The following is a 24,562-nucleotide window of genomic DNA, read 5'->3' as shown; positions in this document are numbered from 1 at the left end:
AGTATCCCCCTGAATAAGCATTTATCCTCATTTTTCTTACCATTCGCAGCTATACAGAAAAGCAATGATTCGCAAAGAACCACTGCTAATCTAAATGAAAGACACTACGAGCTGTATCTTTTATTTTATACCATGCTTTCTCAAACAGGCGGTCGATTTCTTTAATTTCACCCGTCACTTTTCCAGCAGAGGCAGAAAGATGCTCGCCATTCATCACTATTACATCACCATGTACCTCACCCAGCACTTCTACATCGCCATTGCGAACTTCTAAATCATTCTCCAGCACTACTCCTTCTGGAACAATCACCGTACCATTCTTCACAATGACTCCCTCTGCTTTTGAATAACTGAGCTGATCATCTTGGTTCCATGCCGATAATAATCCTGTAAACATAAAAATGAAAAACACTGCTGCTGCCGTAAAGAAAGGATGCAGCTTAATCCATCGTTTCGCTGTTATTTGTTTCTTCTCTTTCGGCAATGCAGCCATCACATTTTGTGTAAAATTGGAAGATGTCCTTAATTCCGTCGTTGCGGTAACCAATGCAACAGTTCGTTTTAATTCTTTGAAGTGCTCTTGGCATTCTGTACATGTTTGCAAGTGAGCACGTAATTGTTGTTTTGCTTCTTTCGTTATATCACCATCTAAATACTGATGCATTAACTTAACGACTTCTTGATTACATTTCATTTCCATTAACACCCCTTACAGATGGCGAAGCCTTTTTCTAAGAGCTTCTCTACCTCTATGGATTCTCGTTTTTACTGTACCCACTGGCATTTCCAACACATCACTAATCTCCTTCAGAGAGAGCTCATCTAAAAAGCGTAACGCAATGACACTTCGGTATTTAGGCGGAAGTGCCATGATTTCCTTTTGAATATGACTTTGCATTTCCAAACTAACTATTTCTTCTTCTGGCAATGGATCATCTGCTGCTAATTGACCATATAAATTAATGCCTTCTGTTCCCTTTATTTCTGCATCAAGATAATAATCGGGTTTCTTCTTTCTGATTTTATCAATCGTTAAATTCGTGGCAATTCGATATAACCAAGTCGAGAATTTCCGATTTTCATCAAAGGATTCAATGTTGTAATAGGCTCGAATAAATGCCTCCTGGGCAATATCTTCTGCCTCTTGTTTATTGCCAATCATTCGATAGCAGATTGCGAAAACCCTATTTTGATAATAATCAACAATGTCCTCAAATGCAGATTGATCACCTTTTTTTACCTGTTTGATATAATGTGCGATTTTTTCTTCTATCATCTAAATACCTCCGCGACATTTGCGGTTACTTTTAATACGCATAGAATACGATGAAGGTTTCATTTTCTAAAAAATACTTTTCGTGTTTATCTAAATGCCTGTTCAAAAAGTTTGGTAAAAAGGACCATCATCGGTTAAGTTTGCAACCTCGTGTTGCAACACCAACACTGATACTAGCACATCCTGTACGTCGGCAGGCTAAACCCGTGACGTCCTGTCACAACGCCTGCACGTCGAAAGTTCAAGGCGGCGCAGCCTTTGAGCCACAGAGCGTATGCTTTTCATACGTGAGTAGCGGATTTGCACAGGAAGTTTCTGCGTTGTTCACATGATGTGGACGGTTTTAGCAGAAGTTCCCCTATTGCCAACACAGAAATTCGTCGTGTCATTTTTTTATTGGACTTTTTGAACATCCTCTATAAAAGCAAACCATTACTATTATACCAATAAAACCAAACATTTTGGGGATGAATCCCATTTTTATTTATAAAAAAATCTGCAGGAATGATTTCATTACACTGCAGATTACACACACAAACAAGACATACTGTTTAGCTGATAAATGTTTCCAACACATTTAGAGTGCTGACAGCTTTAGCTCGTTTGTCCCTGAATAAACTTTACAGGCAATTGATAAAGGTCGTCCAATACAATATCTGCGTTATCGACCCGCTTCATTAACAAATCAATCAAAAGATCCACGAACTGATCGATTGGCTGCAGTACCGTAGATAAATGCGGGAAGTAGTTCTGGACAAATTCGGTGCCATCATAGCCAATCACCTTCAATTGGTCTGGGATTTTCAACCCTAATTCCTGTGCGGTATTAATAACCAAAATCGCCGTTAAGTCGTCTGTACAGAAAATACTATCGATTTCTGTTCTCGTTAAAATTTGCCTAATTTCTGTTGTTTTTAAAAACGGTGAATAATCAGGAGGAAACTGATAGATCATTGGCTGCAGATTGTGCTCTTCGATAACAGATTGATAACCTTCCAAGCGGCGATTCGTTGGAGAAGCAGATTCATTAGTACCTGTCAAAATCGCAATCTTCCGGCCGCCTCTTTGATACAATTGCTCTGTCGCCAGACGTCCGCCTTGGTAACTATCACTGGAGACAATTGGAATGCCATCCGCTAAATGGCGGTCAAACGAAATAATCGGCAAATCTACCCCTTGATATTCCGTTATTCCCAAATTATGCGCTCCGGCAATAATGCCGTCTACCTTATTCGCTGCCAGCATTTTTAAATAATCTCTTTCTTTTTCCTTATTATTTGCACTGTCGCACAAAATAGTTTTATAGCCTTGTTCAAACAATTTTGTTTCAATCTTGGCTACTAGTTCACCATAAAACGGGTGTGATACGGTAGGGAAAATTAAACCGATCAGCTGTGTACTTTTTCCCTGTAAAGAACGAGCCATTGAATTAGGCTGATAATTCAATTCTTCCATTGCCGCATGTACTTTATCAATAGTCTTCTGACTAAGATAACCATAATTATTAATAACTCTTGAAACAGTTGTCGCAGAGACGCCAGCCTTCTTCGCTACATCTGTCAACTTAACCCCCATAGTGACCACCTTTATGATTTATTCATGGATCGCAAAACCCAAAGATCTCCTGTATATAACCCCTCTCCACCTTGCAGAAAAATATTGGTGGCATTGGCTTGTGGAAAGACACGACTAGTCATGACACGATAACCATCATTGACAAACACTTCACACACTGAACGATCAACAAAAACATGTAATGTCAGCTTGGTTTGCTTCGGTAATACAGCCGTTCTGACAGAGCCGTAAGATTCGCCAAACATCACGCCGGCCTTACTTCTATCCATCATTATTGTACCATGTTTCGCATCGAATGAAAGCCGTAACCCTGCTTGATTCTGTTTATCTGCAAATACATAAAGTGTACCCGTCGCCTTAGCGTCTAACTCCAGCCTTAATTCATAACTGTTTTGCTCAGGAGCAGCTAGCAGCTGTACCTCTTTTGGCAAAGAGCCTTGGTAAGTCTGGTGTTGTTGGCGCAATGCTTGCATCTCTTGCACTGGTGTTTGGTATAAGTGTTGATCTTTTACCGTCAATTCTCTCACAATACTCAGACAGTGCGCCCAGCCTTCTTGAAAACTTGGATAATCTATTTCTGGCAAGCCAATCCAGCCAACACTTAATACACGGCCATCCGGGGCATGAAAAGCTTGCGTTGCATAGACATCAAATCCCTCATCCAGATTCACTAATTCAGAAGTATTTTCTAGGGATATCTTCTCTTTGTCAAAAGAGTCACCGATTACGTACATGTTAGGGTAGATATTCTGGTAAGGGGTTATCTCTTTATCTAAACCTTGCGGGCAAAACAATAGTACAGGCTGTTCATTAACAAATACAAGATTAGGACATTCGACCATAAAACCCATATCCTCATTTGTATAATGTAACTCACCAAGCAATTCCCAATCGGTTAACTGGCTGCTTTGATAAAGCAAAACAACACCCTTTTCTTCTATTGTCTGAGCACCAATTGCCATCAAATAGTGATCCTGATAACGAAATAGTTGCGGGTCACGGAATTCATGTGTATACCCTTCCGGAGGATGTTCGATCAATGGCTTTGCCAGCTTCTTCACCTCTGCTGCTTGATTCATCCAAGCCCCTAACTGATAAGAATGGCGCTCCCAGTTTTCATTTCGCACATTCCCCGTATACATAAGAAATAATTGATCATCCACCGCAATTGCAGAACCAGAATAGACACCATGACTATCGTAAGAAGAATCTGGTAACAGTGCATAGCCTTGCTGCTCCCAATCGACCAAATTATCAGATAGCAGATGATACCATGACTTCACACCATGAACCGGACCGAATGGATAAGCCTGATAAAACAGATGCCATCTTCCATCATAGTAAGAAAAACCATTCGGATCATTTAGTAATCCTGTTTTTGGCTGAATATGATATGACAGTCTCCATTTCGAATCGTGAAGGGTTGATTTAAGCAAATCAATATAGGTAGCCGGCCATTGATGATAGGCTTTATAACGCAAAGGTGTTGTCCATTCTGTTATAAATTTCATATTCCGTCATCTCCTTATAATATCAAATAAAATCCTTACATAGAGGATATGCAAAATCACCTATTATGTCAAACGTATATCATATAAAAACACGAATTAAACAGAATAAATAATATAAATATTTATTTTGTGATAAACGATTGACACAAATATAATTTCTTTGTATGATAAGAAAAATGGTTATAGGAGGAGGGCTTTTTCATGAATCATAAACAAGTTGCAGAAGATATTATTCAAGCACTTGGCGAAAATAATATCCAGGCAGCTGCTCATTGTGCTACACGTCTACGTTTAGTTTTAAAAGATGATAACAACATTGACCAACAGACATTAGATGAACACCCAGATGTAAAAGGGACATTCAAATCAAATGGTCAATTTCAAATTATTATTGGCCCTGGTGATGTCAATAAGGTGTACAAAGAATTAACAGCCCTAATCGGCATTCAGGAAGCTTCTAAAGAGGATTTGAAAGCGGTAGCGGAAGAAGGAAAGAAGACAAACCCGATTATGGCTTTAATCAAGATATTATCTGATATTTTCGTACCAATTATTCCAGCCTTAGTTGCTGGTGGTTTATTGATGGCCTTAAATAACGTCTTAACCTCGCAGGATTTATTTGGACCGCAATCTGTTGTAGAAATGTTTCCAGCGATCCAAGATGTGGCAGCTATTATTAACTTATTAGCTTCCGCACCATTTGCCTTCTTGCCCATCTTAATCGGTTATTCGGCTACCAAACGGTTTGGCGGTAATCCGTATTTAGGTGCTGCCATGGCGATGGCGATGGTAATGCCAGACTTAGTAAATGGTTACGGCGTAGCTGAGGCTATTGAAACTGGCACGATGAATTATTGGAATATTTTTGGATTAGATGTCGCACAGGCAGGTTATCAGGGATCCGTATTACCGGTATTAGCCGTATCCTGGATATTAGCGAATATCGAGAATTTCTTCCATAAGCGGATGTCTAATGCCTTTGATTTTACCTTTACACCGATGTTTACGATTATTATTACTGGTTTCTTAACATTTATTTTAGTAGGACCGGTTATGCGTTCTTTATCTGACGGTTTAACAGACGGCCTTGTTTGGCTCTATCAAACAACGGGAGGATTTGGTTTAGGAGTATTCGGTACATTCTACTCCTTAATTGTAATTACCGGATTACATCAAAGCTTTCCAGCGATTGAAACGATGCTGCTTGCCGATGTAGCGGCAACGGGCGGTTCCTTTATCTTCCCGGTTGCCTCTATGGCTAACGTGGCTCAAGGTGCCGCATGTTTGGCGATCTTCTTTATTACCAAGGATAAAAAACAAAAAGGACTAGCGTCCTCTGCCAGTGTATCGTCTATGCTTGGTATTACAGAACCAGCCATTTTCGGTGTTAATTTAAAACTGAAGTTCCCATTTATTTGCGGAATGATCGGTGCAGGAATTGCTTCTGCCTTTATCGGTTTCTTTCATGTATTAGCAGTAGCAATGGGACCAGCCAGTGTGATTGGGTTTATTTCTATTGCACCAAACTCCATCCCTATGTTTATGATAGGTATTCTGATTAGTATGACAATCGCTTTTACTTTAACATTTGTCTACGGCAAACGAAAATTAACTGTATCAGCAAATGATCAGAGCTCGGAGGAACCAGCAAGCGAAGACCAGCCGGCAGAAAACACACCAGCAACAGGAGAAACACTAATCAGTGCCCCGCTTACTGGTAAACTTGTTCCATTACAAGACGTCGATGATCAAGTGTTTTCTTCTGAAATGATGGGGAAAGGGATTGCCATCTATCCGACAAAACAACAAGTAATAGCACCTGCAGATGGCGTAATTACGGTTGCCTATGATTCCAAACATGCCTATGGTATTCATACCGATCAGGGTGCAGATATCTTAATTCATATCGGTATTGATACCGTCAATATGAAAGGGGAAGGTTTTGACTCGAAAGTCACCCAAGAACAACGAGTAAAGAAAGGCGATCTGCTCGGAACTTTTGACATAGATACGATAAAAAGGGCTGGTTATGACCCGACCGTAATGGTGATCATAACGAATACAAATGAGTATAACGAGGTAACCACCATCGACCAGCAAGAAGCTACTGAAGGTGACGATTTGCTGAAGTTAAATAAATAAAAGATATAATAAAGCTCAACGTTTCTGGAAAAATGATTCGCTTTTTATGAGAATTTCTTTATTGGACACTAGTGATGAAAAGAGTCTGTCGCAAAAAATGTAACATCTACATTTTTGCGACAGACTCTTTCACACTCTAGCGTATAAGTTTTGCAGAAAAAACAGTGATTGGACTTTTTGAACGTCCTATTCCATTTATTTTTTATCAATCATCTTCATAATCAATTTCCAATGAAAGAATATTTCCTGTTTCTCCGTCGATGTCAATGTCTGCTTCTTGATGTCCATTAACAAGTTCTAGCTCATAAACATAGCGGCCATCATCATAGTCTAATTCCATTTCGACAACTTTTCCATCAAATTGTTGTTTCGCAATCTCTATTGCTTCCTCTTGTGCAATTAAATTACTGCTGTTACCATTATTATTTGGGTTTGCTATTGTATCCTGTCGCTTGTCTTCTTGATTTCTATCATCATCGATTTCTTCATAGACCACTTCACCTGTTACAGCATCCATTTTTACATCATATTCTTGATTTTCAACGATGATTTCTGCTTCATAATATAGTTTATTATCTTCTTGATCTAGCTCTAATTCTTTAATGGTTCCTCGATATTCCTCTTCAAGCTTTTTGGTTGCTTCCTCCATTGTGAGGTTTTCTGTCTCTACAATTTTTACTTTTCCTTCATTTGAACTTGCTGCTTCTGCATGGTAAACACCTGTCCCGATAACTCCTGCTAATGCGACTACTCCAGCAATCATTCCAATTTTTTTATTCATTTGTTTTTCCTCCTTATTTCTTGTTAATTACATCTTACCCGGCAACAATGAGAACACCATAAGAGTAAGATTAAAATTTCATGAGAAATAAGAAGTTAGGAAAAGACATCCAAGGTGAATGCTTTCTTTATGAAGAAATAATCCCTTCACGCCAGTTCCTGTCAAAATCGATTGACAATTGCTTGAATGACTGCTGAATCTGCTGGAAGAACTCCATGTCATCCTTATCCTGTGCCAGCATATCGGCCAGTTCATTATTTTTCAACGGCATGATTGTTACGGATTCGGCAAATTTATCGGCTTGTCTGGAGGATTGTAATGGCACCATAGCCACTGCTCGCCAAATATTGATGGTATTCTCATCTAATTCATCGGCAATAAACAGGGTTGTAACAGGTTTTGGTGCGGATTCAATCGTTAAGTTGGCAGCATGGCGGAGCACCGGCTCCCATTCGCCGCGTTTTTGTGCTTGCTTGTTCATTAAAGTTACCTCAAGCATCAAGATATGACTGTCATATTCAATCACAATATCACCTGATCCGCCACCAGCATGGGTCTCAGGCTCAAAGTCGGCATTTAAGGACAAATTGAGACTGGAGAAAAGGTCAAATTTTTCAGAGCTAATATGATACCAGGCAATTCCGACAATATATTCAAAGATCGTCGGAACATCGGTACTTTCGGCAACCATTTTCTGAATTTTGTTATCATTCCTTCGATCAGAGAAAAGCGGCAGTATCTCAAGGATTCTTTCTTTCGGGTAGTTTGTTTCAATATGCTCCTGAAAAGCCATACTTGTCTTCGTAAGCAAGGTATCACGAATATCTTGCTCCTCTGTTATCTGTAATTCCTGCTTAATTTCTTGAATGGTTTGGTTCAGCTTGTCCTTTGGATAATCGATAATTTCTTCTAATTTTCGATGGTTGAAAAATGGCGAAGCAGCGATATCCTGTTCATATACTTCATATTCTTGCTCGGTAGAAGGCCGAAAAATCAGCGCTGTTATATCGATTTTGTCGAAGACCTTCTGCCATAGTTCACGCTGTGCTAATTCGACAATTTGATTCTTAAAGCTGATCAAACCTGTAACCCGCATCACCCGCTGTGTCACATCACCATACTCCTGAATTTGGTCATGGCGTTTAGAGGCCTGAAACTGCAGAAAGAGTTTTTCATTAATTCTTTCATTCGACAGAATATCCACCTCTTTATTCTGCTCTAAAAAACGGGTGACATCTTTCTTATTTTTCTTGTCAAATTGAAACAGATTACGTCCGAAGCCAAATGCCTTGTTAATCATTGCCTTCTTTTGCCGATCTGCAAAGAATTCTGTCAGTTTCTCCAATTGAACGGCTGTCGTTTCCATATTGAAGGCGATTAACAACTGATAAAACTCCCAGTATACCGAAATAGTCTTTTCGCTTTTCCCGCTGGAAAAATGGTTGGCAAAAAGATCCTGCGACATCGGGATTGAAGCTGCTGCTACCTCTTCCAAGGCTTCATCATGCTCATAATCCATATAATTCCGTTCTGTTACTTGGGCGGAGCCTTCCAGGAAATCTTCGACAAAGGCAGCTACATCCACTGGCTGATAAGGACTCATCATTTGAATCAAGGTAATAAATAAATCTTGGCTGACACGTTCGTATTTTAATAATATGTACATCGCCATCAACATCGGCGAATAATAATAAGTACCTTCATTCGTATAAACCCTTAACTTCAATAACTGACGGAAGAAAATCAAGTTGGTGTCGTCTATCGGCAATAATTCTTCCAGTCTGCTTCGACTAATCGGCTTACCATGAATCCATGACTTTCCGATAGATGAAATCTGCCGCTTTTCGTCGGCCAAGCCAATTTTCACTAAATTACTCGAATAATGCCGAGCCCTTTTTTCGATATGGGTATCTAAAAGTTGATACAGTTCCTTTAATTCAGGATCACGCTTCAAGTCTTTAGTTTCTGTCTGTTCAAAAGCCTCTCTAATTGCAGGATCTGCCATCGCTTCTACAAATTGATCATATTTGGTGTGTTGTTTAAAGATTTCCGGTGACCGCTCAATCGCTAATTCATAAAAACGGAATTGGGTGGAGGCCTCTGGATAGCGGCCCCACACCTCCGATTCACTCTCTGCGTAAACTTGTTCAAGAATTTCCGTGTAGATCTTGTAGGCATTGATCACATCTTTTCTTCTGCCATTGGTATCATATAAGTTAAAAACTTGCTTCTCTTTGACCTTCATCCTAGCCCTCCGCATATTTGTTAATAGTTGGTGATTAATACTTCCTGTGTCTTATTATGTTTTGCTTTGGATTGATAGTTAGAATTATTATAATGGTAATCTAGTATATGCATATGGTATTGCTCTGCCCATTTCAATAACATCGTATTCTCTTGTCCTTTATGCATCGAGACATTGGATAAAGCCCAGCGCGTTCCCTGCTGATGCAAGCGATCAAGAAAATCTAATAAATCTCGTTCATCCTGCTCTCCCCAGCCGCCATTCTCATTATAACTAGCCGTAGAAATCAGGTATGGCGGATCAAGATAAACAAAATCATCTTTGCCGATCTGGTCGAAATCACGGAAATCCTTGGTAGAAAAGACAAACGATTTTGCCTGCAGTGCCTCAATAAAACGAATTAACTTTTGTTCCATACGGATGTTAAAATCCCGCTTGCCGACTGGTAAATTATAAGCACCATTAGCATTAAAGCGAATTTGATTATTAAATCCGTATACTAACAGCACATAAAAGACAATTGGTTTTAATGGATCTTCATCATACACACCTTGGTTATAATCATTTCTTAGCTGGATAAATTTCTCCTTATTATAGACGGCCAGCCCTTTGGCTGAGTCCAATCCATAAAAGGCATAGCCTTTGTTCTTGGTATCTGACAACTGATAGCGGCTGATCGTTCGTTCTACCATTGCCAATATCTCGTCTTTGGGTGTTTTGGCTAACAGCTCATACAATTCAATTACTCGTTCTTCTCGGTCATTAATAAACACCTTGTCTTTTGGATCAGCATTAATGCCTACATTAGCACCGCCGGCAAAGATATCAATAAAGTTATCATACTGGTCAGGAAATAACGGAAAAAGCTGTGGCAGCAATTTATACTTTCCACCGGTATAATTGATCGCTGACATCGCATAGTCCGCCTTGTCCATCGTTTTTTGCTGTTTGACACCGACCTGACAAACATAGAGTAATTCTTTATGGTCTTCAATATTGGTTTTTCCTGTCGTAAATGCTTGAAAAGGAGTTTCATAGATCGTCACCAATCCACGTTTTTCTAAAGAACTGATAATTTCCTCATTAGAAATCTTCGCATTCGACCTGCCATTTCCTTTCTGGGCCATATTGTTGTAAGAAACGACAATATATTTCGCCTCTATATGCTGAATTAAGTCATCAAAGGCCAATGGGGCTTGTTTCGTCGAATAATCACTCTTGATATGTTTGCGATCGACCATTTTCTTGGCCACACCAGTAACCTCCGGCTGTTGCCATTTCGCAATATTCTCCAATAAATGATAGGCATCCCCATATTGCCGTGAGTTATAAGGGGTATCGATATAGACAAGATCAGCCTTGATATCACGTACCAGCTGATTGGCGTCTTGGCAGTATATTTGATTATTTTGATTATGATTTAGTTCTGGTACACGTAAATAAATCGGCCTAAAACTGTCCATTGTACGGCGATAGGCATCATAGTGTCCGACTGTATTGGCGACCTTATCCATCGCATATAACAGGGATGTAATTAGAAAGGCTTTTTCCCGCTCATTGATATCAGTAATCTGTTCGATGTGCTCACGTATTGCCCCAATCTTGCGTGCATTTTCTAAAGAAAAGTAGCTGTCGCCAAAATGCTCTGATACATAGTTATCCTGATCTGCCGGAAGTTGATTAAGCTCATGAATATAACAAGTGATCTTGTCATAATCGACTTCTTCATTGCCAAACCAAGTTAAATAGGCAACATAATTAGAATATAAAATATCATTAACGATTACCTTCTTTCCTTGCGCCCGAAAAATATCGGCCACTGCCCCTGTTCCGCCAAAAATATCGGCCACTGTATGGATATGAGAAGTATGTTTGGCCACTGTATCTTCGATAAAATTGAGAATCTTTTGTTTCGAGCCTAAATAACGGCGGTTGATTAATTTCAGTTTTTCTGCTGCTGTTTGTTGTATCGTTTGATTGTTCTGCTGTTCTTTGATCTCCATTAGATGTCTAATCTGCCTTTCGTTTTCTTCTGACCAGCTAAACCAACCGCGCCAGTCTTTTTGCGGTGTCGCTAATAGCCCTTCGTTAATCCAATTATGTAATGTCTGTCGCGTAACTTGGTACTGCTCTTCGATATCTCTGGTTGTCTTCATCGCTCTCACCTTTTTTGCAACTATGCATCTTATATATTTTACAGTTAATTATAGCATAACTTAATGAGTGATTTATATAGAAAGAAGCGGGAAAAACACAGCTCTCTCATTGAGACTTATAAAGGGTTCATTTTATGCAAAATATCATACACTGCTAACGTTAGATGCTAAGCAGTGTATGATTTTGTTCCAACCTCATTCTAAAATGGTTCATTATTCTTATTTGTTCTTCTGTTAACTTTTCTTTATCCCAATACATATGCATTAAGCTGTATTCAAATATTTCTTTTAATCTTATAAATAGAGGAAGCTTCTGTAACATGTCTTGATCTAAGTTATTCTCCTCCCGATACCCATCAATGATTGCTTGTGTAATACCATGCCCTTATTCCACTATATTACCTCCGCCCACAAACGAGTACTCCAACGCACTATATATTGGAACAGCTAAGTCAAAGATATAAAAATGTTTCTCACAATCTTGAAAATCAATCATCGCCATCTTCGATTCACTATCAACCAAAACATTTTCTAACCATATATCACCATGTAATAATCCATAATTTGATTGATTTTTTGGTATTTCTTTTATAGTTGATAAAACTTCTTGTGCAATACCTCTAATCACACCCTCTTCTTGAGGGATATATCTAAGAAAAGAGTATTCCTCATTATGATGCCAATCATTGATATATTGGACAGGATGTATCTGTTCAAATTTCTTGGACAAGTGATGCAATCTTCCTATATGTCGACCTAACTCTTTTAATACACTGGCATCCCATTGGTTTCTTTGCAGATGTATTCCGGGAGCCGACTGATAGAGAACTGCTAAAATCTCTTGATTATCAAGTATGACCCGCTCTACTATTTTACCGTTTAGAGATGAGACAGCAGGGGAAGCACCAAACCCTTCTTGAGATAAAAAGTTGGTATACGTAACTTCCTCTAACTGTGCCTCATAAGTTTTATAGTTGGTAATTCTTGCAAAATAATTGCCCTGTACAGAAGTACAACGGAACATCTCATCTGTTACCGCTTCCACTTTGATAATGTCTACTGGATATATTTGATTGAGTAATTCAAGTATTTTTTGTTCCATAACTATCTCCCCACATATTTATTCAAACAGTCTGTTGAAACCATTTATTCTAAAGCCATAGACTTAAATTTTTCGTTCGATTATGTTGCACGTTAAATGAAACAAGGCACAACCTTTGGAGCATGAACTTAGATACTTTAAGTGTATCATAGGTTTTCATATTTTGTATTATATTCCTTTTGTGAATACCCTTACAACCATCAGCAGCTGCGTCGGTATTTTTAAAAAAATTATTAATCTTATATTTCTCAAGATTAGATAAAGCGAAACTTATCGGGGGTTAGTGTCCGTTATCTCTCACTTAGACTTCTTTGCCTCCCGCAAAACCTTGAAACGGTAGGTTTATGGATGGTTGCGTCAGAATTAAAAAATAGCTTAAAATCTATTAACAGAAAAGATTCTAAGCTATTTTTATGTTTCTTAGTACACCTGCAAATCCGCTTCAAAACGATAACACATATCTCCTTCATACCATGCTGGGAAATTGGTTCCCCATACATTGTTAAACAAATTAATATAAATGCCTTCATTCAAGGAAGGCTGAGCATTGTCAAATAACAACAAGCTTCGGCGGCCAAAGGAGAATAATGGTGCTTCTAGGGAACGTAGGGACAGCTTTCCTTCTATTCCTGTATAGGTTAGTCCCTCCTTCGACAAGGCATGCATATTGCGGTTGCCATTCTCGACAACATGATAAGGAGACAATGGCTGATTTAGTTTATACATCTGCCAACGATAAGGATTGGCCACCGATAAAGTCGTTTCCAGCCAGTAGGCTTCCGGCATCCGATTGGCGATCTTCTCCTTCATGCGCAGTTCACCTTGCAGGGTCTGTTTTTCCAAATCCAATAGATAGTTTAGACGTATCTGTTTTGGCAGACCATAGTTATGGACAGCAGCTTCTTTAAAGGCTAGATCAAAACTGATGGTTACCTGTTGATCATGTTGCTTCAGCGAGGATTGCTTTACATAGGGAAACAGCAACTCATGACGAATGTCTGCATAAGCTTCAATTCCCCTTTTGGCAAAATCGACTAAGGCCCAAGAACTCGTCCAGCGTGTAAGACGGCTGTATTTACTTAAAAACTGACTGAAATCAGCAAAATCAAACCGTTGGTACGATAATTCACCAAATTTCTTTCCCTCTTCCAGCAGAGAACGCTGCTTGACATTAAGCACTTGCAGTGCCCCTGTCGCCGAAAAGGCCAACTCTATATCTCCAAACTGATACATTTGGCCTGCTGTAACCGGCTGTGCTGTCTCCGCCAACGGAAGAATATCTGCTTCCCAATCGGAAAAGGCTTGCTTGGCTTGCTGCTGCAGTTCTGTGGGCAAACTGGCGACCGCCTTTTTTACATAGTTATCCTGTTCTTTCCAGGTGGCCTCATACAATTTGTACGAACGCTTATGGGCTTGTTCCGGATCATCGATATTGGTGCTGATCGACGTCATTAAGTCAAAGAAGTCCTTATTTGTTTGGCTGTGGTTAAAGGTTAGCTTATCCTTAGCACGTGCTTGCTGAAAGTCATCGATTAAGTAATTTCGATAGTCGGGAAGAAAGACATTCCCATTACCCCCCCATGTATGCTCTGCAACAAGCAGTAATTGCTCAGAAAACTGACGGTAACTGGCACTATCCCTTAACAAGCTCCCTTCCTCTAGCCACTTATCACGTAAGTGCAGTAGGAGTTGATACTTACTAATTTTTGCAGGTGCTGAGCCGATGCCATGAATCCATGTATCGGCAATTTCTTCTTCTATGACAGGCAGTGTATCCTTTTTTGCCCAAGCGGCTGCTGCAAAAGCGTCTAAGCTGGAAGCTCTGATTTCTGCATCTGGATACTGCTGTTTAAGCTGCTGGTGGAGTGCCAGTACCTCCTCCGCATCGGCTGGTGGCCCTTGATTATCATGGCTATGAGCAAAGTAAAGCATATCGTCCCAGCCTTCTCTTGCAAAGGTCTGTCCGTAATCTTTAGCATAATGCACCACAATCTCCGAACCATCCTGCGTTCGCCAAACAAATAATTCCGGCACATTTGGCACAGCAGAGCTTGCATTGACGCCAATATGCAAATATTTAAGACCTGCCTTTGCCATCAATGGCACCATCGCAATCGTATGACCAGGAACATCGGTCATCTTAGCGGCAATCGTTTCCTGTTGGAAACGATCATCCAGACCTTGTGAAATGGAGAGGCCATACGTAAACAGCTCACGATCCATTAATTCCGTATGGGTAGTAACAGAGAGGCCGTGCCACTTGATTGTGCCGGATTCAATCGCAGCTGCTAATTGCTCTTTGGCCTCTGTGGAGACCGATGGATGATTGAAATAATGAGCAATCAGCCAAGAACCAGTGGTCCAGGTAAATTGATCTGGCAGCGCCTTCCCTATCGCTACCGCCCGTGGAATAAAATCATAAAGGTATTGATCCATCACTTTTTCAGCTAGGTCGGTAAAACCAATATCTAAATGTGTTTTAAAAACAACATGCAATGTTTTCATCGGAAAACTCCTTTTTTTATTCTGGATTGGCAGGGAATGACACTAAGCCCTGATTTAGTTGACGGCATTTTTCGATTAATTGTGCAGGACCTTGTGCTTCAGAAACCAAGTATAATTGATAGTCAAATTCATAGAATCCGGACAAATCAACCTTAAAATTGGTTTCCCAAAAGTTATTCATCACCCAAGAGAAAACCGGCTGGCGATTTTTATGATGGAGCTGGTCATTAGCCATTTCAATCGGATGATGGTCAAGTTCCCCTAAGGTAATTAAAGGGGTATCCCGGATCGCAACTACAAGGGCACTTTTTTCGCCTGTAAAGGCAAGCCCATGCTGCAAGGAGTAAAACTCTGTATTTGTTCCCGGCAGTTGGTCAATCACTGGCCGGAGCACCGCCCCTGTCTTCTCGATAAATAATTCACCGTTTTCATCAGCACTAAAGGGCAGTGGTATATAAAGGTTTTCCGGTGCCCATTCATTTTGTTTTTGGATTCTAACTGTCACCGCAATTTTTGGTAGGTCTTTATATATCTTCAGGATAACGCTGTACATTTGTGTACCTGCCAAGTCAAAATCCAGCTGAACCGTGGTGAATAAGCTGCCATCTTTGGTCACTTCAATATGCTTCAAACTAGCAATATGACGTTCGGCTAACCTCCCTTTACGATTTCGTCCCATCAGCCTTCTTTCTGTACAGGCATCTGTTGCTATTGGTGTTTTTTCATATACACCCGCAAATGGAGCATATGGGGCGTCTTTATGAATCAACTCTTTGTCATGCATTTTATCCCGTAACGACGTGATGCCTGTGGAATGATTAAAGGTTAATATATAGTGTTTGGTTTCCACCACATGTGTGTTGAGCGCCCCATCATATCCTGGATAAGGAGCAAGATCTTCGACTCGATCAGTGCCAATATGCGCATGGTTGGCTATCCTCGGCTTTTTTGGCGCCTCCCCTTTAACCAGTTTCACCAGTCTCGTTTCCTTTGCTCCCAATGAAATGGCAAATTCAATTAAATCACCACTAGGAATCGGGGTAAGCTGTGCAGCGAGTACCTCATTCGTTTGACAATCAATCACATCAATATAATTCTTGCGATCCCATGCCAGATATCTGCCATCGATATGTTCCCAATGCTTGATGGACACCGATGTATAATCTGTTACTGGGTAATCATGCGGATTGATCACCTTGAAATATTTTTCGCGATCGACGGTCGGCGGTGCCTCTCCCAAATGGCTGAGTACTTGATCCATATGTTGTGAAATAAAACGATTAGCATTAGTGGCATAGGCCGCCTTACGATAATCTAAATCATTGACAAGGGTATTCCATGGCTCACTGACTGAAGAAGCATACCCCCAGGTGTGCTCTGCATACAGCATCAACTGATATTCCGCTTCTTGTAATAAGGCAGGATAGCCAAGCGTTCCCTGTGGACCCAGTTTCTTCGACAGCTGATATTTTCGCTGGGCATCTCGGTAAATTTTAGTAGGTGCAGGAGTGGATCCTACTCCATCTGCCCACCAATCTGCCCAGTCGCCAGCATAAACTGGTAAATCAAGCTTCTGTTCACGCAGAAAGTCAAAGAATTGGTGCAGAGTAAGCAGCTCTATTTCTACTTGTTCCCCATGCTTCTCATTCCATTGATGTATCTTTTCTATTAAACGCGGATTAGGTGGCGCGTTATCGGTCACAATTCCTGAAATCATATTCGGAACAAAATCAAAGGGGTAATCCTCTTCTTCCAGGTTCTCCAAGTATGCAAAAATGCGCTGCTCGGCAATATCCAGCTGTTCTTCCGATGTGATCATCTCTGTCCCTTTATCTATACGAAAACTATTTGGAATCAGCATAAAATCATTGCCAATTTGATAATGATCACCATTCCAGACTAAAATTTTATTCCCATTAGGTGTTTCCCACCAAAAGGGAAGTTGTTTCTGATAGAGTGGAAACATGCCATGATGGGTGTGAAGACAAGAAAACAAATTCATGATTCCATTCTGATACATCGTTTCCGCATAGCCCCACGAAAACCCATTGATATCTGCCGTCATTGCTGAATCGAGGTCAAGCTGATGCTGATCAGAAAAACTTCTCCCTTTTTTAAACATACTATCTAAGATGTCATTATCAACTAGTTCCGTCATATTTAAATAAGTTAATGAAATATCAATTTTCCCCGCTTTTACATAGTGAATAAACTTTTGCTTATAACTGTCATCACTTTGTTCGAAAAAGCGCTCGACCTGCCAATAGTTTTCACATGTCCACTTATATCCTTGCCATTCTGGTTTCGTGCCATCCTCACTTGCGTCCAATATATCAATCACTGCTTTGATATAGTCCACATGGTGCCGCTCAATCTTCTCTTGCCGATCGGTATAGCCAATATCCGTGTGTGAATGATGTATCAGTTGTAACTTCCATTTTTTTCGCATTTTTCACCCTCCTATTTTTGAGACTGGTTTAATTGATAGCATAAACCTTTATAGGTACTCCATGAACCAGCCGGACTTGCGATTATATCTAGTGACGCTTGGTTATCTAATCCTGCTTCTATCCCTTTTTTCATCAAAGTGAAGCTCTTTGAAATTTGCCCGCCTAAGACTAGGCAATCTGGTTGAAAAGCTCGCACATAAGGCTGGAGAGCTGTTCCAATCATTAATCCAAATTGATGAAACACCTGCTTGGCTTCGATTGATCCCGCTGCTGCTGCCTTTGATAAGCTTAATCCATCCTTAGCTCTCAACGAAAATTGCTGCGCTATTCTAGTTAAGCCACGAGCCGATAAATAATCCTCGATCACACCGTCTAAGAAAGGTTCTTGATACAGCATGCCGTTGTCTGGCAATCCATAGCGATTGCGAACCACTTGCCCTTTTTCAATAAAAGAGGAACCACATCCTGTACCGAGAGTAAGACAGATTATCTTCTCCGCCTGTTTGGCTGCACCATCGAGATATTCTCCTAACGCAAAGGCAACTGCGTCATTTTCAAAACAAATTGGAAATTCGCTCGGATACCCTCTTGAGATCAACCATTGTTGAATAAAGTTTGCTATATTAACTTGATAGAGAGATTCATATTTTCCTAATCCTTGCATCCAACTAATGCCGCAAACATAATCAAATGGACCAGGCACAGCAAAACCTATTCCCTGTATCGAGCCTTTGAAGTTCTGTAATTGCTCCTCGATAATGACGGTAAAATGATCGAGAATGTCTTGTTTACTCGATTGTGCATGGGATGGGTAGTGATAGTCTTCTGGATAGAAACGTTGATAATCTTGATCTAGTATGTTCAGCTTTATTTCGGTGCCGCCTATATCTAAACATAGATAAAATAATTGGAACACTATTCCTCCTCCTATGCTTTAGCGCACAAATGCCTTGATCGTCATTAGTTTTTTACCTATACTCCTGCCATAAGGCCGAATCGTATATTGTTTCACTGATTCCGGAATAATAAAGGTTTCCCCGTAGTGTACAACAAACGGTGCAAAACCATCGTCTATACTCTCAATAATGGCTTCTTCCCCTTCTACTAAATTCAACATATTGACACTTCCATGGGTTTGATGCAAAACCTTGCCCGTAAAAGTATGTCTTCTTGTTTCAATAAATTCCGTTTTGTGTAACCCTGTACGCTCTTCCTTCCACTCTGGCTGCTCTGCTATCATCTCAAATGGATTGCACAGCTCCTGCTCTACCCAGTCTTGATCACGCGATATCACAATATTTGGTTCTCCATGATTTAAATGGACAGGACGAGGCAAGCCATCTAAACCAAGCCGATCCCAATCCCAAAGTTTAAACGTAAAGCGATTGGGAGTAGCGCTTATCTCTAATACCACAGTATCAGCCCCAGCACTATGGATGGTCCCCGCTGGAATGGAATAGTGGTCATGTTTTTTGACAGACCTTTGGTAAATATACTGTTCATCAGGAAAACGCTCGCCTGTTGATGCTGCATGTTGCAGCGCCTCGATTAACTCTTTTTTATTGGTTCCATTTTTAACACCTAAATAAAGTGAGGCCTGATCTTTAGCCTCCATAATGTAATAACTCTCATCTTGCGTATAGGACATGCCAAAGGTCTTTTGTACATACTCTTCTAATGGATGCACTTGCAGGCTTAGATTCCCTCCCCCTACTGTATCCAAATAATTAAAGCGAATCGGAAATTCTTTGCCAAATTGAGCATAGACTCGTTCGCCTAATAAGGCAGCAGGCTGATAGAACACAAGGTTATTAGCTGGGATCTCCATTCGTATCTTGTCTGTCGTTAGCAGCAGACTATTCTCTTCTGGGACACCATCAAAGCTCCATGCCAAATTGACCTGATCTTGCTCAACCTCAAATGTTTCCTGCATCCAGTTGCCGCCCCACACCCCAGGATCAAAAAATGGTACTAAACGAAAAGGCTGGCTGGCAACTTGTTCTAATGCCTGAAAATAAGCTGAAGCCTCTAACATTACAGGCTGATTTGGCTGATGGGTATCTAGAAAATAATCAATTGAATCAAATAATTGCTGTTTTAACCGATCCGCAACACGCCATTCAAAGAAATAACCGCGCTTGATCATACGCAAGGGGTCTTCCCCGGCATTATCGGCCTGCCAGTTACTATATTCACCGGATTGAAATCGCTTCTGGATTTCCCATCTGGAAATATCCACATAAATTAACAGATCAGCTGGATAGAGCAAAGAAGCTCCGACTCCATAGATCACTACCGTACGATCGCTTGCCAGAACAGCTTGGATTTTTTGCTGTAATATCTCCTGCTGTTGGCTGTCAATAAAATCCTGAAATTGGTGGTGGCTAATCACACCAAAAATCCGATCCTCTGTTAGATTACTTTCAATCATAGCTTTGATTCTTTCTGCTGGATAGAATTGTTCTGAAGCCTGTATGATTAAGTCAGGCTCTAAAGGTGCTATTAATTGCTCCAAAATCTCTTCTTCGTTGATAGTTGGGTAGCATTCAATAACAATTAGGTTACCTTCCGCTGCTTGTAATTCTTCGCGAATCGCAGCATAGCCATTACACCCTCCTTTTACCTTTACCTTTGTCTTTGGAAATGCATCATACATAACATACCTCCGCTATTGTTCTTTTGTCATAACATTATAGCACAGGGAAAAGGACTGAAATTGTTTTTTTCAAAGTCTACTGCCTCTAGGGCTAATCAGCTTTGTTATAGAATGTATACTTTAATGAAAGTCAAGATAATAACGATATTTCTTACCGATATAAAAGCATTCTGTATATTCATAAAAGTTCTCATCCATCTGTGAGGTAAAACGGACACGCTTCAACACCGGCTCTGACGCCTTGATTTTTAATTTTCGCTGTATTTCCCGATTTGGTGAAACAGCCTCTACATACTCCCGTTCCTCGTTAACCACAATATTTTTTGTCTGCAAATAAGCATAGAAAGATGTATAATAATCGTTCGGATCTAAAGAGTAGTCACGATCATAAACAATATATGTAATAAAAAAAGCAAACACTGCATCTTCGTCACCTCGCACACGTTTCAGACGCAGTAGCTGACTGCCGATTTCTGTATTAAGGTACTTGGCAATTCGCTTATCCGCATTTACTAATTGCACCTCAACATCTACTGTCTTGGCATATTTACCTCGCTCTTGCAGTTCTTGCGTAAATCCTTTAATCACCGTAAAATGATCTTCTTCCTGAAAAGCTTCCTTTACAAATGTCCCTTTGGAACGGATCCGAATCAGCAGATCCTCTTTCATCAACTCATCCATTGCCTTGCGGATAGTAATTCGACTGACATGATACAGCGAACACAGTTCCATTTCAGTTGGTATCCGCTCGCCCTCAGCCCATTTTTCTGTTTGAATATTTAAACGCATATCATCCGCTATCTGTGCATACAACGGATAAGCATCTTGATTTTGTCTCTTCATGGCCCATTACCTCCTAATAAGTCAAACTGTTTATCCTTTTTACTGATTAGACTTATCGACAAATAACCAAATTCATGCTGTCTAAGCGATTTGATGATTCTCCCACATTACATGGTTCTACTGTCTGGTTCATTGCTTGATCCCAAACAGACAGTTCTTCAAAAGCTAATTTATGTTAGTAAATCTTGTATTTCCTGTTTTATCATGTTTGCCTCTCCCAGCATTTTTAATTCCATTCTGTTGTGGTTGTTATAGTGTATTTCTGTAACCAAAATGAAAGCGGTAATATTTTTCCACGTTATTATTTTTTTATGGCATCCATTCAAAATATTTATGCAAGCTTCATTTTTCATCATTTTAACACAGCTCTTATTGATCTGTAAGTACAGCTCTAAAAAGCGTTAAGGCTGTCAGATATGTACTTTGGAATAAAGAAGGAAAGGTGGAAAGGAGGAGAAGGCAAATAAAAAAACCACCCTCATTGAAGTGACCCCATAAAGTTAGACAGATAATTTTACTTGAGCAGCTACTAAGGTCTGAATTCGGCATTGTACCACCGGGCTCAGGCCTTTTAGTTTTGCCTTGATTCGTTTGTTATTATAGTATTCTATATATTTTTCTAACTCTTGTTTAAAATGCTCTATACTTTCGAATTCGTTTAAATAAAGAAATTTTGATTTCATAATGCCAAAGAAGTTTTCAATAACGGCATTATCATAGCAGTTGCCTTTACGTGACATACTTTGCGTAATCGATCTTTCCCTCAAGACGTGCTGAAACTGTTTCATTTGGCAATGCCAACCTTGATCAGAATGAATAAGCAGTTTACTTTCTCTAATAACCGTTTAAATGATTTCTCCAACATTTCCGATACAAGTAAATAAGTAGGTCTAGAGTCGATTGTATAGGCAATGATTTCCCCATTATATAAATCTAGCATAGGTGAAAGATAGAGCTTTTCCCCAAATAATTTAAACTCTGTAATATCCGTTACCCATTTTTGATTTGGCTTTTTGGCATTAAAATTCCGATCTAAAATATTTGGTGCAATATTGCCAGCCGTTCCTTTGTAAGAGCGATATTTCTTCATTCGAACTAGGCTTTTTAAACCTAATTCTTTCATGATGCGTTGGACTTTTTTATGGTTTACCTTATGCCCTTGATTCCATAGCTCGTCCCGGATACGGCGGTATCCATAACGTCCTTGATGTTCATCGTGGATAGCTTGAATCAGCTTTTTCAACTCCGCATCTTTATCTGGGAGTTCCAATTTACTTACTATATAGTAGTACGTGCTGCGTGGAATCTCTGTCAGCTGCAGTAGTACCTTCACAGGAAATTCATGCCTTAGTTCATAGACTACTTGCGCTTTGTCCTGTTTGGTGATTTTTCCTTGTTTTGAACTAGGACATTCAACTTTTTTAAATAGGCATTCTCTATACGTAAACGATCTATTTCTGCTTGTAATGCTTCTGGAGTCCCTTCAGCCGGTTTTTGCTTTTGAGATATATGATCAGAATCTTTTTTCATGGATGGACGCCCTTTTTCTTTGGTTCTAGGGCATCTATTCCTTCTTCCTCCAATTGCTTTTTCCATTGTAAAAGCGTGGCATGCGTAGAAATATTAAAGATCGCTGCTGTTTCCCAGATAGATGTCCCTTGTTCGTTCATATAATTAAGTACATCTAGTTTATACTGCAATGTGTAAGATGTATAGCGTTTTTCAAAAGCTTTTTCCCCGTGATATTCATATTGTTTAATCCAATTTAAGAGGACAGAATGGTCAACTCCCATGGATTTAGCTATTGACTTTACGCCTTCTGTACCACTTTGAAAGCGAATGACTGCTTGTATTTTTTCAACACTGGTGAATTTAGCCATAAAAAACTGCACCTCCAATTATTAGATTTGTGTCTAACAATTGGGGTGCAGTTCACATCTACGAGGAATGGCTGAATGGTTATAATTATGGTGGAGCCTAGCGGGATCGAACCGCTGACCTCCTGCGTGCAAAGCAGGCGCTCTCCCAGCTGAGCTAAGGCCCCAGCTTTTATAACATATGGTGAGCCATGGAGGATTCGAACCTCCGACCCTCTGATTAAAAGTCAGATGCTCTACCAACTGAGCTAATGGCTCTCACACTACTATGTATTTTTTAGGAAAAGAAAATGGCTGGGCTAGCTGGATTCGAACCAACGCATGACGGAACCAAAAACCGTTGCCTTACCGCTTGGCTATAGCCCAATAACTATAAAATAAGTGTACAAATTTATTATATACACTTCAGCATTTTTTATACAATGGTGGAGGGAGTAGGACTCGAACCTACGAACCCGATGGGAGCGGATTTACAGTCCGCCGCGTTTGGCCAACTTCGCTATCCCTCCATGTATAATAACTATATAGAGTTAACTCTGGTGCCGGCCAGAGGACTTGAACCCCCAACCTACTGATTACAAGTCAGTTGCTCTACCAATTGAGCTAGGCCGGCATAAAATGGTGGAGGATGCAGGGCTCGAACCTGCGACCCCTTGCTTGTAAGGCAAGTGCTCTCCCAGCTGAGCTAATCCTCCGACATACAGGATGTGCTAGTGCATGTGTTATGACAGGAAGTCGTGATCTTAACAAGCCTTCCTTTTATCATGTAATCCTAAATAATTATGGTGACCCGTACGGGATTCGAACCCGTGTTACCGCCGTGAAAGGGCGGTGTCTTAACCGCTTGACCAACGGGCCAATCTAAATAAATACATATTTAAAGCAGAGCTTCCAGCCGGACTTGAACCGGCGACCCCTTCCTTACCATGGAAGTGCTCTACCGCTGAGCTATGGAAGCATATGGCTCCACAGGTAGGATTCGAACCTACGACCGATCGGTTAACAGCCGATTGCTCTACCACTGAGCTACTGTGGAAAATACTGTATATATGTTGTTCCACAAAGCTAACATAAGTATAGCCTGGCAACGTCCTACTCTCGCAGGGATAAACCCAACTACCATGAGCGCTGAAGAGCTTAACTGCTGTGTTCGGCATGGGAACAGGTGTGACCTCTTCGCTATTGCCACCAGGCTTGCATGACGCAAGTCGATCGATGTTGTCACAGGATGTGACCGTCTTTAATCGATCTTCCATTGTCTCTATATACCCTAAAAACTAGATAAGAAAGACAAGGTCAAACAAAAGGTGTATAGATAAGTCCTCGATCGATTAGTATTCGTCAGCTGCACATGTCACCATGCTTCCACCCCGAACCTATCTACCTCATCGTCTCTGAGGGATCTTACTCTATCGAATAGATGGGAAGTCTCATCTTGAGGGG

The 24,562-nt window shown here is 40.3% G+C and carries 13 protein-coding genes, 9 tRNA genes, 2 rRNA genes and 2 pseudogenes; 1 reads left to right on the top strand and 25 read right to left on the bottom strand.

The genetic code is table 11. The features are described from left to right. Positions 1 to 85 precede the first annotated feature (85 nt). The 4 genes from JOD18_RS15170 to JOD18_RS15155 form a co-directional block, all read right to left on the bottom strand. Positions 86 to 694: a zf-HC2 domain-containing protein gene (locus tag JOD18_RS15170; RefSeq protein WP_204669982.1), complete on the bottom strand. Its 609-nt coding sequence runs from the start codon at positions 692 to 694 to the stop codon at positions 86 to 88. 15 nt (positions 695 to 709) lie between these two features. Next, on the bottom strand, positions 710 to 1,276 hold the full coding sequence (gene sigW / locus JOD18_RS15165; protein ID WP_204669981.1) for an RNA polymerase sigma factor SigW: 567 nt from the start codon (positions 1,274 to 1,276) through the stop codon (positions 710 to 712). A 594-nt stretch (positions 1,277 to 1,870) separates the two neighbouring features. Continuing rightward, positions 1,871 to 2,851 carry a LacI family DNA-binding transcriptional regulator gene (locus JOD18_RS15160; protein ID WP_204669980.1) on the bottom strand — a complete coding sequence of 327 codons (981 nt, stop codon included), beginning with the start codon at positions 2,849 to 2,851 and terminating at the stop codon, positions 1,871 to 1,873. Between the two features lie 11 nt (positions 2,852 to 2,862). Next, positions 2,863 to 4,362, bottom strand: coding sequence for a sucrose-6-phosphate hydrolase (locus JOD18_RS15155; RefSeq protein WP_204669979.1), 1,500 nt, complete (start codon positions 4,360 to 4,362; stop codon positions 2,863 to 2,865). Positions 4,363 to 4,563: 201 nt separating this feature from the next. Between JOD18_RS15155 and JOD18_RS15150 the strand changes: the two genes are divergently transcribed. Then, a complete protein-coding gene (locus JOD18_RS15150) occupies positions 4,564 to 6,504 on the top strand; it encodes a sucrose-specific PTS transporter subunit IIBC (RefSeq protein WP_204669978.1) in 1,941 nt (646 codons plus the stop codon). 205 nt (positions 6,505 to 6,709) lie between these two features. Here the strand turns inward: JOD18_RS15150 and JOD18_RS15145 are convergent, their stop codons facing one another. The 21 genes and pseudogenes from JOD18_RS15145 to JOD18_RS15045 form a co-directional block, all read right to left on the bottom strand. Further along, positions 6,710 to 7,285 (bottom strand): PepSY domain-containing protein, encoded by a 576-nt coding sequence (locus JOD18_RS15145; RefSeq protein ID WP_204669977.1) that lies wholly within the window; start codon positions 7,283 to 7,285, stop codon positions 6,710 to 6,712. A gap of 127 nt (positions 7,286 to 7,412) precedes the next feature. Next, positions 7,413 to 9,530: an AlwI family type II restriction endonuclease gene (locus JOD18_RS15140; protein ID WP_204669976.1), complete on the bottom strand. Its 2,118-nt coding sequence runs from the start codon at positions 9,528 to 9,530 to the stop codon at positions 7,413 to 7,415. Between the two features lie 20 nt (positions 9,531 to 9,550). Further along, positions 9,551 to 11,686, bottom strand: a complete 2,136-nt coding sequence (locus JOD18_RS15135; protein ID WP_204669975.1) for a Dam family site-specific DNA-(adenine-N6)-methyltransferase — start codon at positions 11,684 to 11,686, stop codon at positions 9,551 to 9,553. 160 nt (positions 11,687 to 11,846) lie between these two features. Continuing rightward, positions 11,847 to 12,788, bottom strand: a pseudogene (locus JOD18_RS15130) (phosphotransferase enzyme family protein). A 420-nt stretch (positions 12,789 to 13,208) separates the two neighbouring features. Continuing rightward, positions 13,209 to 15,293, bottom strand: a complete 2,085-nt coding sequence (locus tag JOD18_RS15125) for a DUF5054 domain-containing protein (RefSeq protein ID WP_204669974.1) — start codon at positions 15,291 to 15,293, stop codon at positions 13,209 to 13,211. Positions 15,294 to 15,309: 16 nt separating this feature from the next. Continuing rightward, positions 15,310 to 17,742 carry a glycoside hydrolase family 38 N-terminal domain-containing protein gene (locus JOD18_RS15120; RefSeq protein ID WP_204669973.1) on the bottom strand — a complete coding sequence of 811 codons (2,433 nt, stop codon included), beginning with the start codon at positions 17,740 to 17,742 and terminating at the stop codon, positions 15,310 to 15,312. Positions 17,743 to 17,753: 11 nt separating this feature from the next. Then, on the bottom strand, positions 17,754 to 18,659 hold the full coding sequence (locus JOD18_RS15115) for an ROK family protein (protein ID WP_204669972.1): 906 nt from the start codon (positions 18,657 to 18,659) through the stop codon (positions 17,754 to 17,756). An 18-nt stretch (positions 18,660 to 18,677) separates the two neighbouring features. Continuing rightward, positions 18,678 to 20,399 (bottom strand): class I mannose-6-phosphate isomerase, encoded by a 1,722-nt coding sequence (locus JOD18_RS15110; protein WP_204669971.1) that lies wholly within the window; start codon positions 20,397 to 20,399, stop codon positions 18,678 to 18,680. A 120-nt stretch (positions 20,400 to 20,519) separates the two neighbouring features. Further along, entirely contained in the window at positions 20,520 to 21,242 is a 723-nt protein-coding gene (locus JOD18_RS15105) for a GntR family transcriptional regulator (RefSeq protein ID WP_204669970.1), read from the bottom strand. 500 nt (positions 21,243 to 21,742) lie between these two features. After that, a pseudogene (locus JOD18_RS15100) lies at positions 21,743 to 23,122 on the bottom strand (IS3 family transposase). Positions 23,123 to 23,210: 88 nt separating this feature from the next. Next, positions 23,211 to 23,286 (bottom strand) — tRNA-Ala (locus JOD18_RS15095). Positions 23,287 to 23,301: 15 nt separating this feature from the next. Further along, positions 23,302 to 23,377 (bottom strand) — tRNA-Lys (locus tag JOD18_RS15090). A 33-nt stretch (positions 23,378 to 23,410) separates the two neighbouring features. Further along, a tRNA-Gln gene (locus tag JOD18_RS15085) sits at positions 23,411 to 23,485 on the bottom strand. Positions 23,486 to 23,542: 57 nt separating this feature from the next. Further along, positions 23,543 to 23,628: transfer RNA gene (locus JOD18_RS15080), tRNA-Tyr, on the bottom strand. A 28-nt stretch (positions 23,629 to 23,656) separates the two neighbouring features. Beyond that, positions 23,657 to 23,732 (bottom strand) — tRNA-Thr (locus tag JOD18_RS15075). A 6-nt stretch (positions 23,733 to 23,738) separates the two neighbouring features. Continuing rightward, positions 23,739 to 23,814 (bottom strand) — tRNA-Val (locus tag JOD18_RS15070). Positions 23,815 to 23,902: 88 nt separating this feature from the next. Next, a tRNA-Glu gene (locus tag JOD18_RS15065) sits at positions 23,903 to 23,977 on the bottom strand. 28 nt (positions 23,978 to 24,005) lie between these two features. After that, positions 24,006 to 24,077 (bottom strand) — tRNA-Thr (locus JOD18_RS15060). 3 nt (positions 24,078 to 24,080) lie between these two features. Next, a tRNA-Asn gene (locus JOD18_RS15055) sits at positions 24,081 to 24,155 on the bottom strand. Positions 24,156 to 24,198: 43 nt separating this feature from the next. Beyond that, positions 24,199 to 24,312 (bottom strand): 5S ribosomal RNA (gene rrf / locus JOD18_RS15050). Positions 24,313 to 24,430: 118 nt separating this feature from the next. Then, positions 24,431 to 24,562, bottom strand: a 23S ribosomal RNA gene (locus JOD18_RS15045); the annotation flags it as partial.

The organism is Gracilibacillus alcaliphilus (genome assembly GCF_016909015.1).
In the GTDB taxonomy this organism is placed as follows: Bacteria; Bacillota; Bacilli; order Bacillales; family Amphibacillaceae; genus Gracilibacillus; species Gracilibacillus alcaliphilus.
Note: the sequence above shows the minus strand (reverse complement) of the source record. Positions and strands in the feature narration are given on the sequence as shown.

Bases quoted from the DNA above. Each gene is read 5' to 3' on its own strand.
- JOD18_RS15170 (WP_204669982.1), bottom strand. From the start codon at position 694: ATGAAATGTAATCAAGAAGTCGTTAAGTTAATGCATCAGTATTTAGAT.
- sigW (WP_204669981.1), bottom strand. From the start codon at position 1,276: ATGATAGAAGAAAAAATCGCACATTATATCAAACAGGTAAAAAAAGGT.
- JOD18_RS15160 (WP_204669980.1), bottom strand. From the start codon at position 2,851: ATGGGGGTTAAGTTGACAGATGTAGCGAAGAAGGCTGGCGTCTCTGCG.
- JOD18_RS15155 (WP_204669979.1), bottom strand. From the start codon at position 4,362: ATGAAATTTATAACAGAATGGACAACACCTTTGCGTTATAAAGCCTAT.
- JOD18_RS15150 (WP_204669978.1), top strand. From the start codon at position 4,564: ATGAATCATAAACAAGTTGCAGAAGATATTATTCAAGCACTTGGCGAA.
- JOD18_RS15145 (WP_204669977.1), bottom strand. From the start codon at position 7,285: ATGAATAAAAAAATTGGAATGATTGCTGGAGTAGTCGCATTAGCAGGA.
- JOD18_RS15140 (WP_204669976.1), bottom strand. From the start codon at position 9,530: ATGAAGGTCAAAGAGAAGCAAGTTTTTAACTTATATGATACCAATGGC.
- JOD18_RS15135 (WP_204669975.1), bottom strand. From the start codon at position 11,686: ATGAAGACAACCAGAGATATCGAAGAGCAGTACCAAGTTACGCGACAG.
- JOD18_RS15125 (WP_204669974.1), bottom strand. From the start codon at position 15,293: ATGAAAACATTGCATGTTGTTTTTAAAACACATTTAGATATTGGTTTT.
- JOD18_RS15120 (WP_204669973.1), bottom strand. From the start codon at position 17,742: ATGCGAAAAAAATGGAAGTTACAACTGATACATCATTCACACACGGAT.
- JOD18_RS15110 (WP_204669971.1), bottom strand. From the start codon at position 20,399: ATGTATGATGCATTTCCAAAGACAAAGGTAAAGGTAAAAGGAGGGTGT.
- JOD18_RS15105 (WP_204669970.1), bottom strand. From the start codon at position 21,242: ATGAAGAGACAAAATCAAGATGCTTATCCGTTGTATGCACAGATAGCG.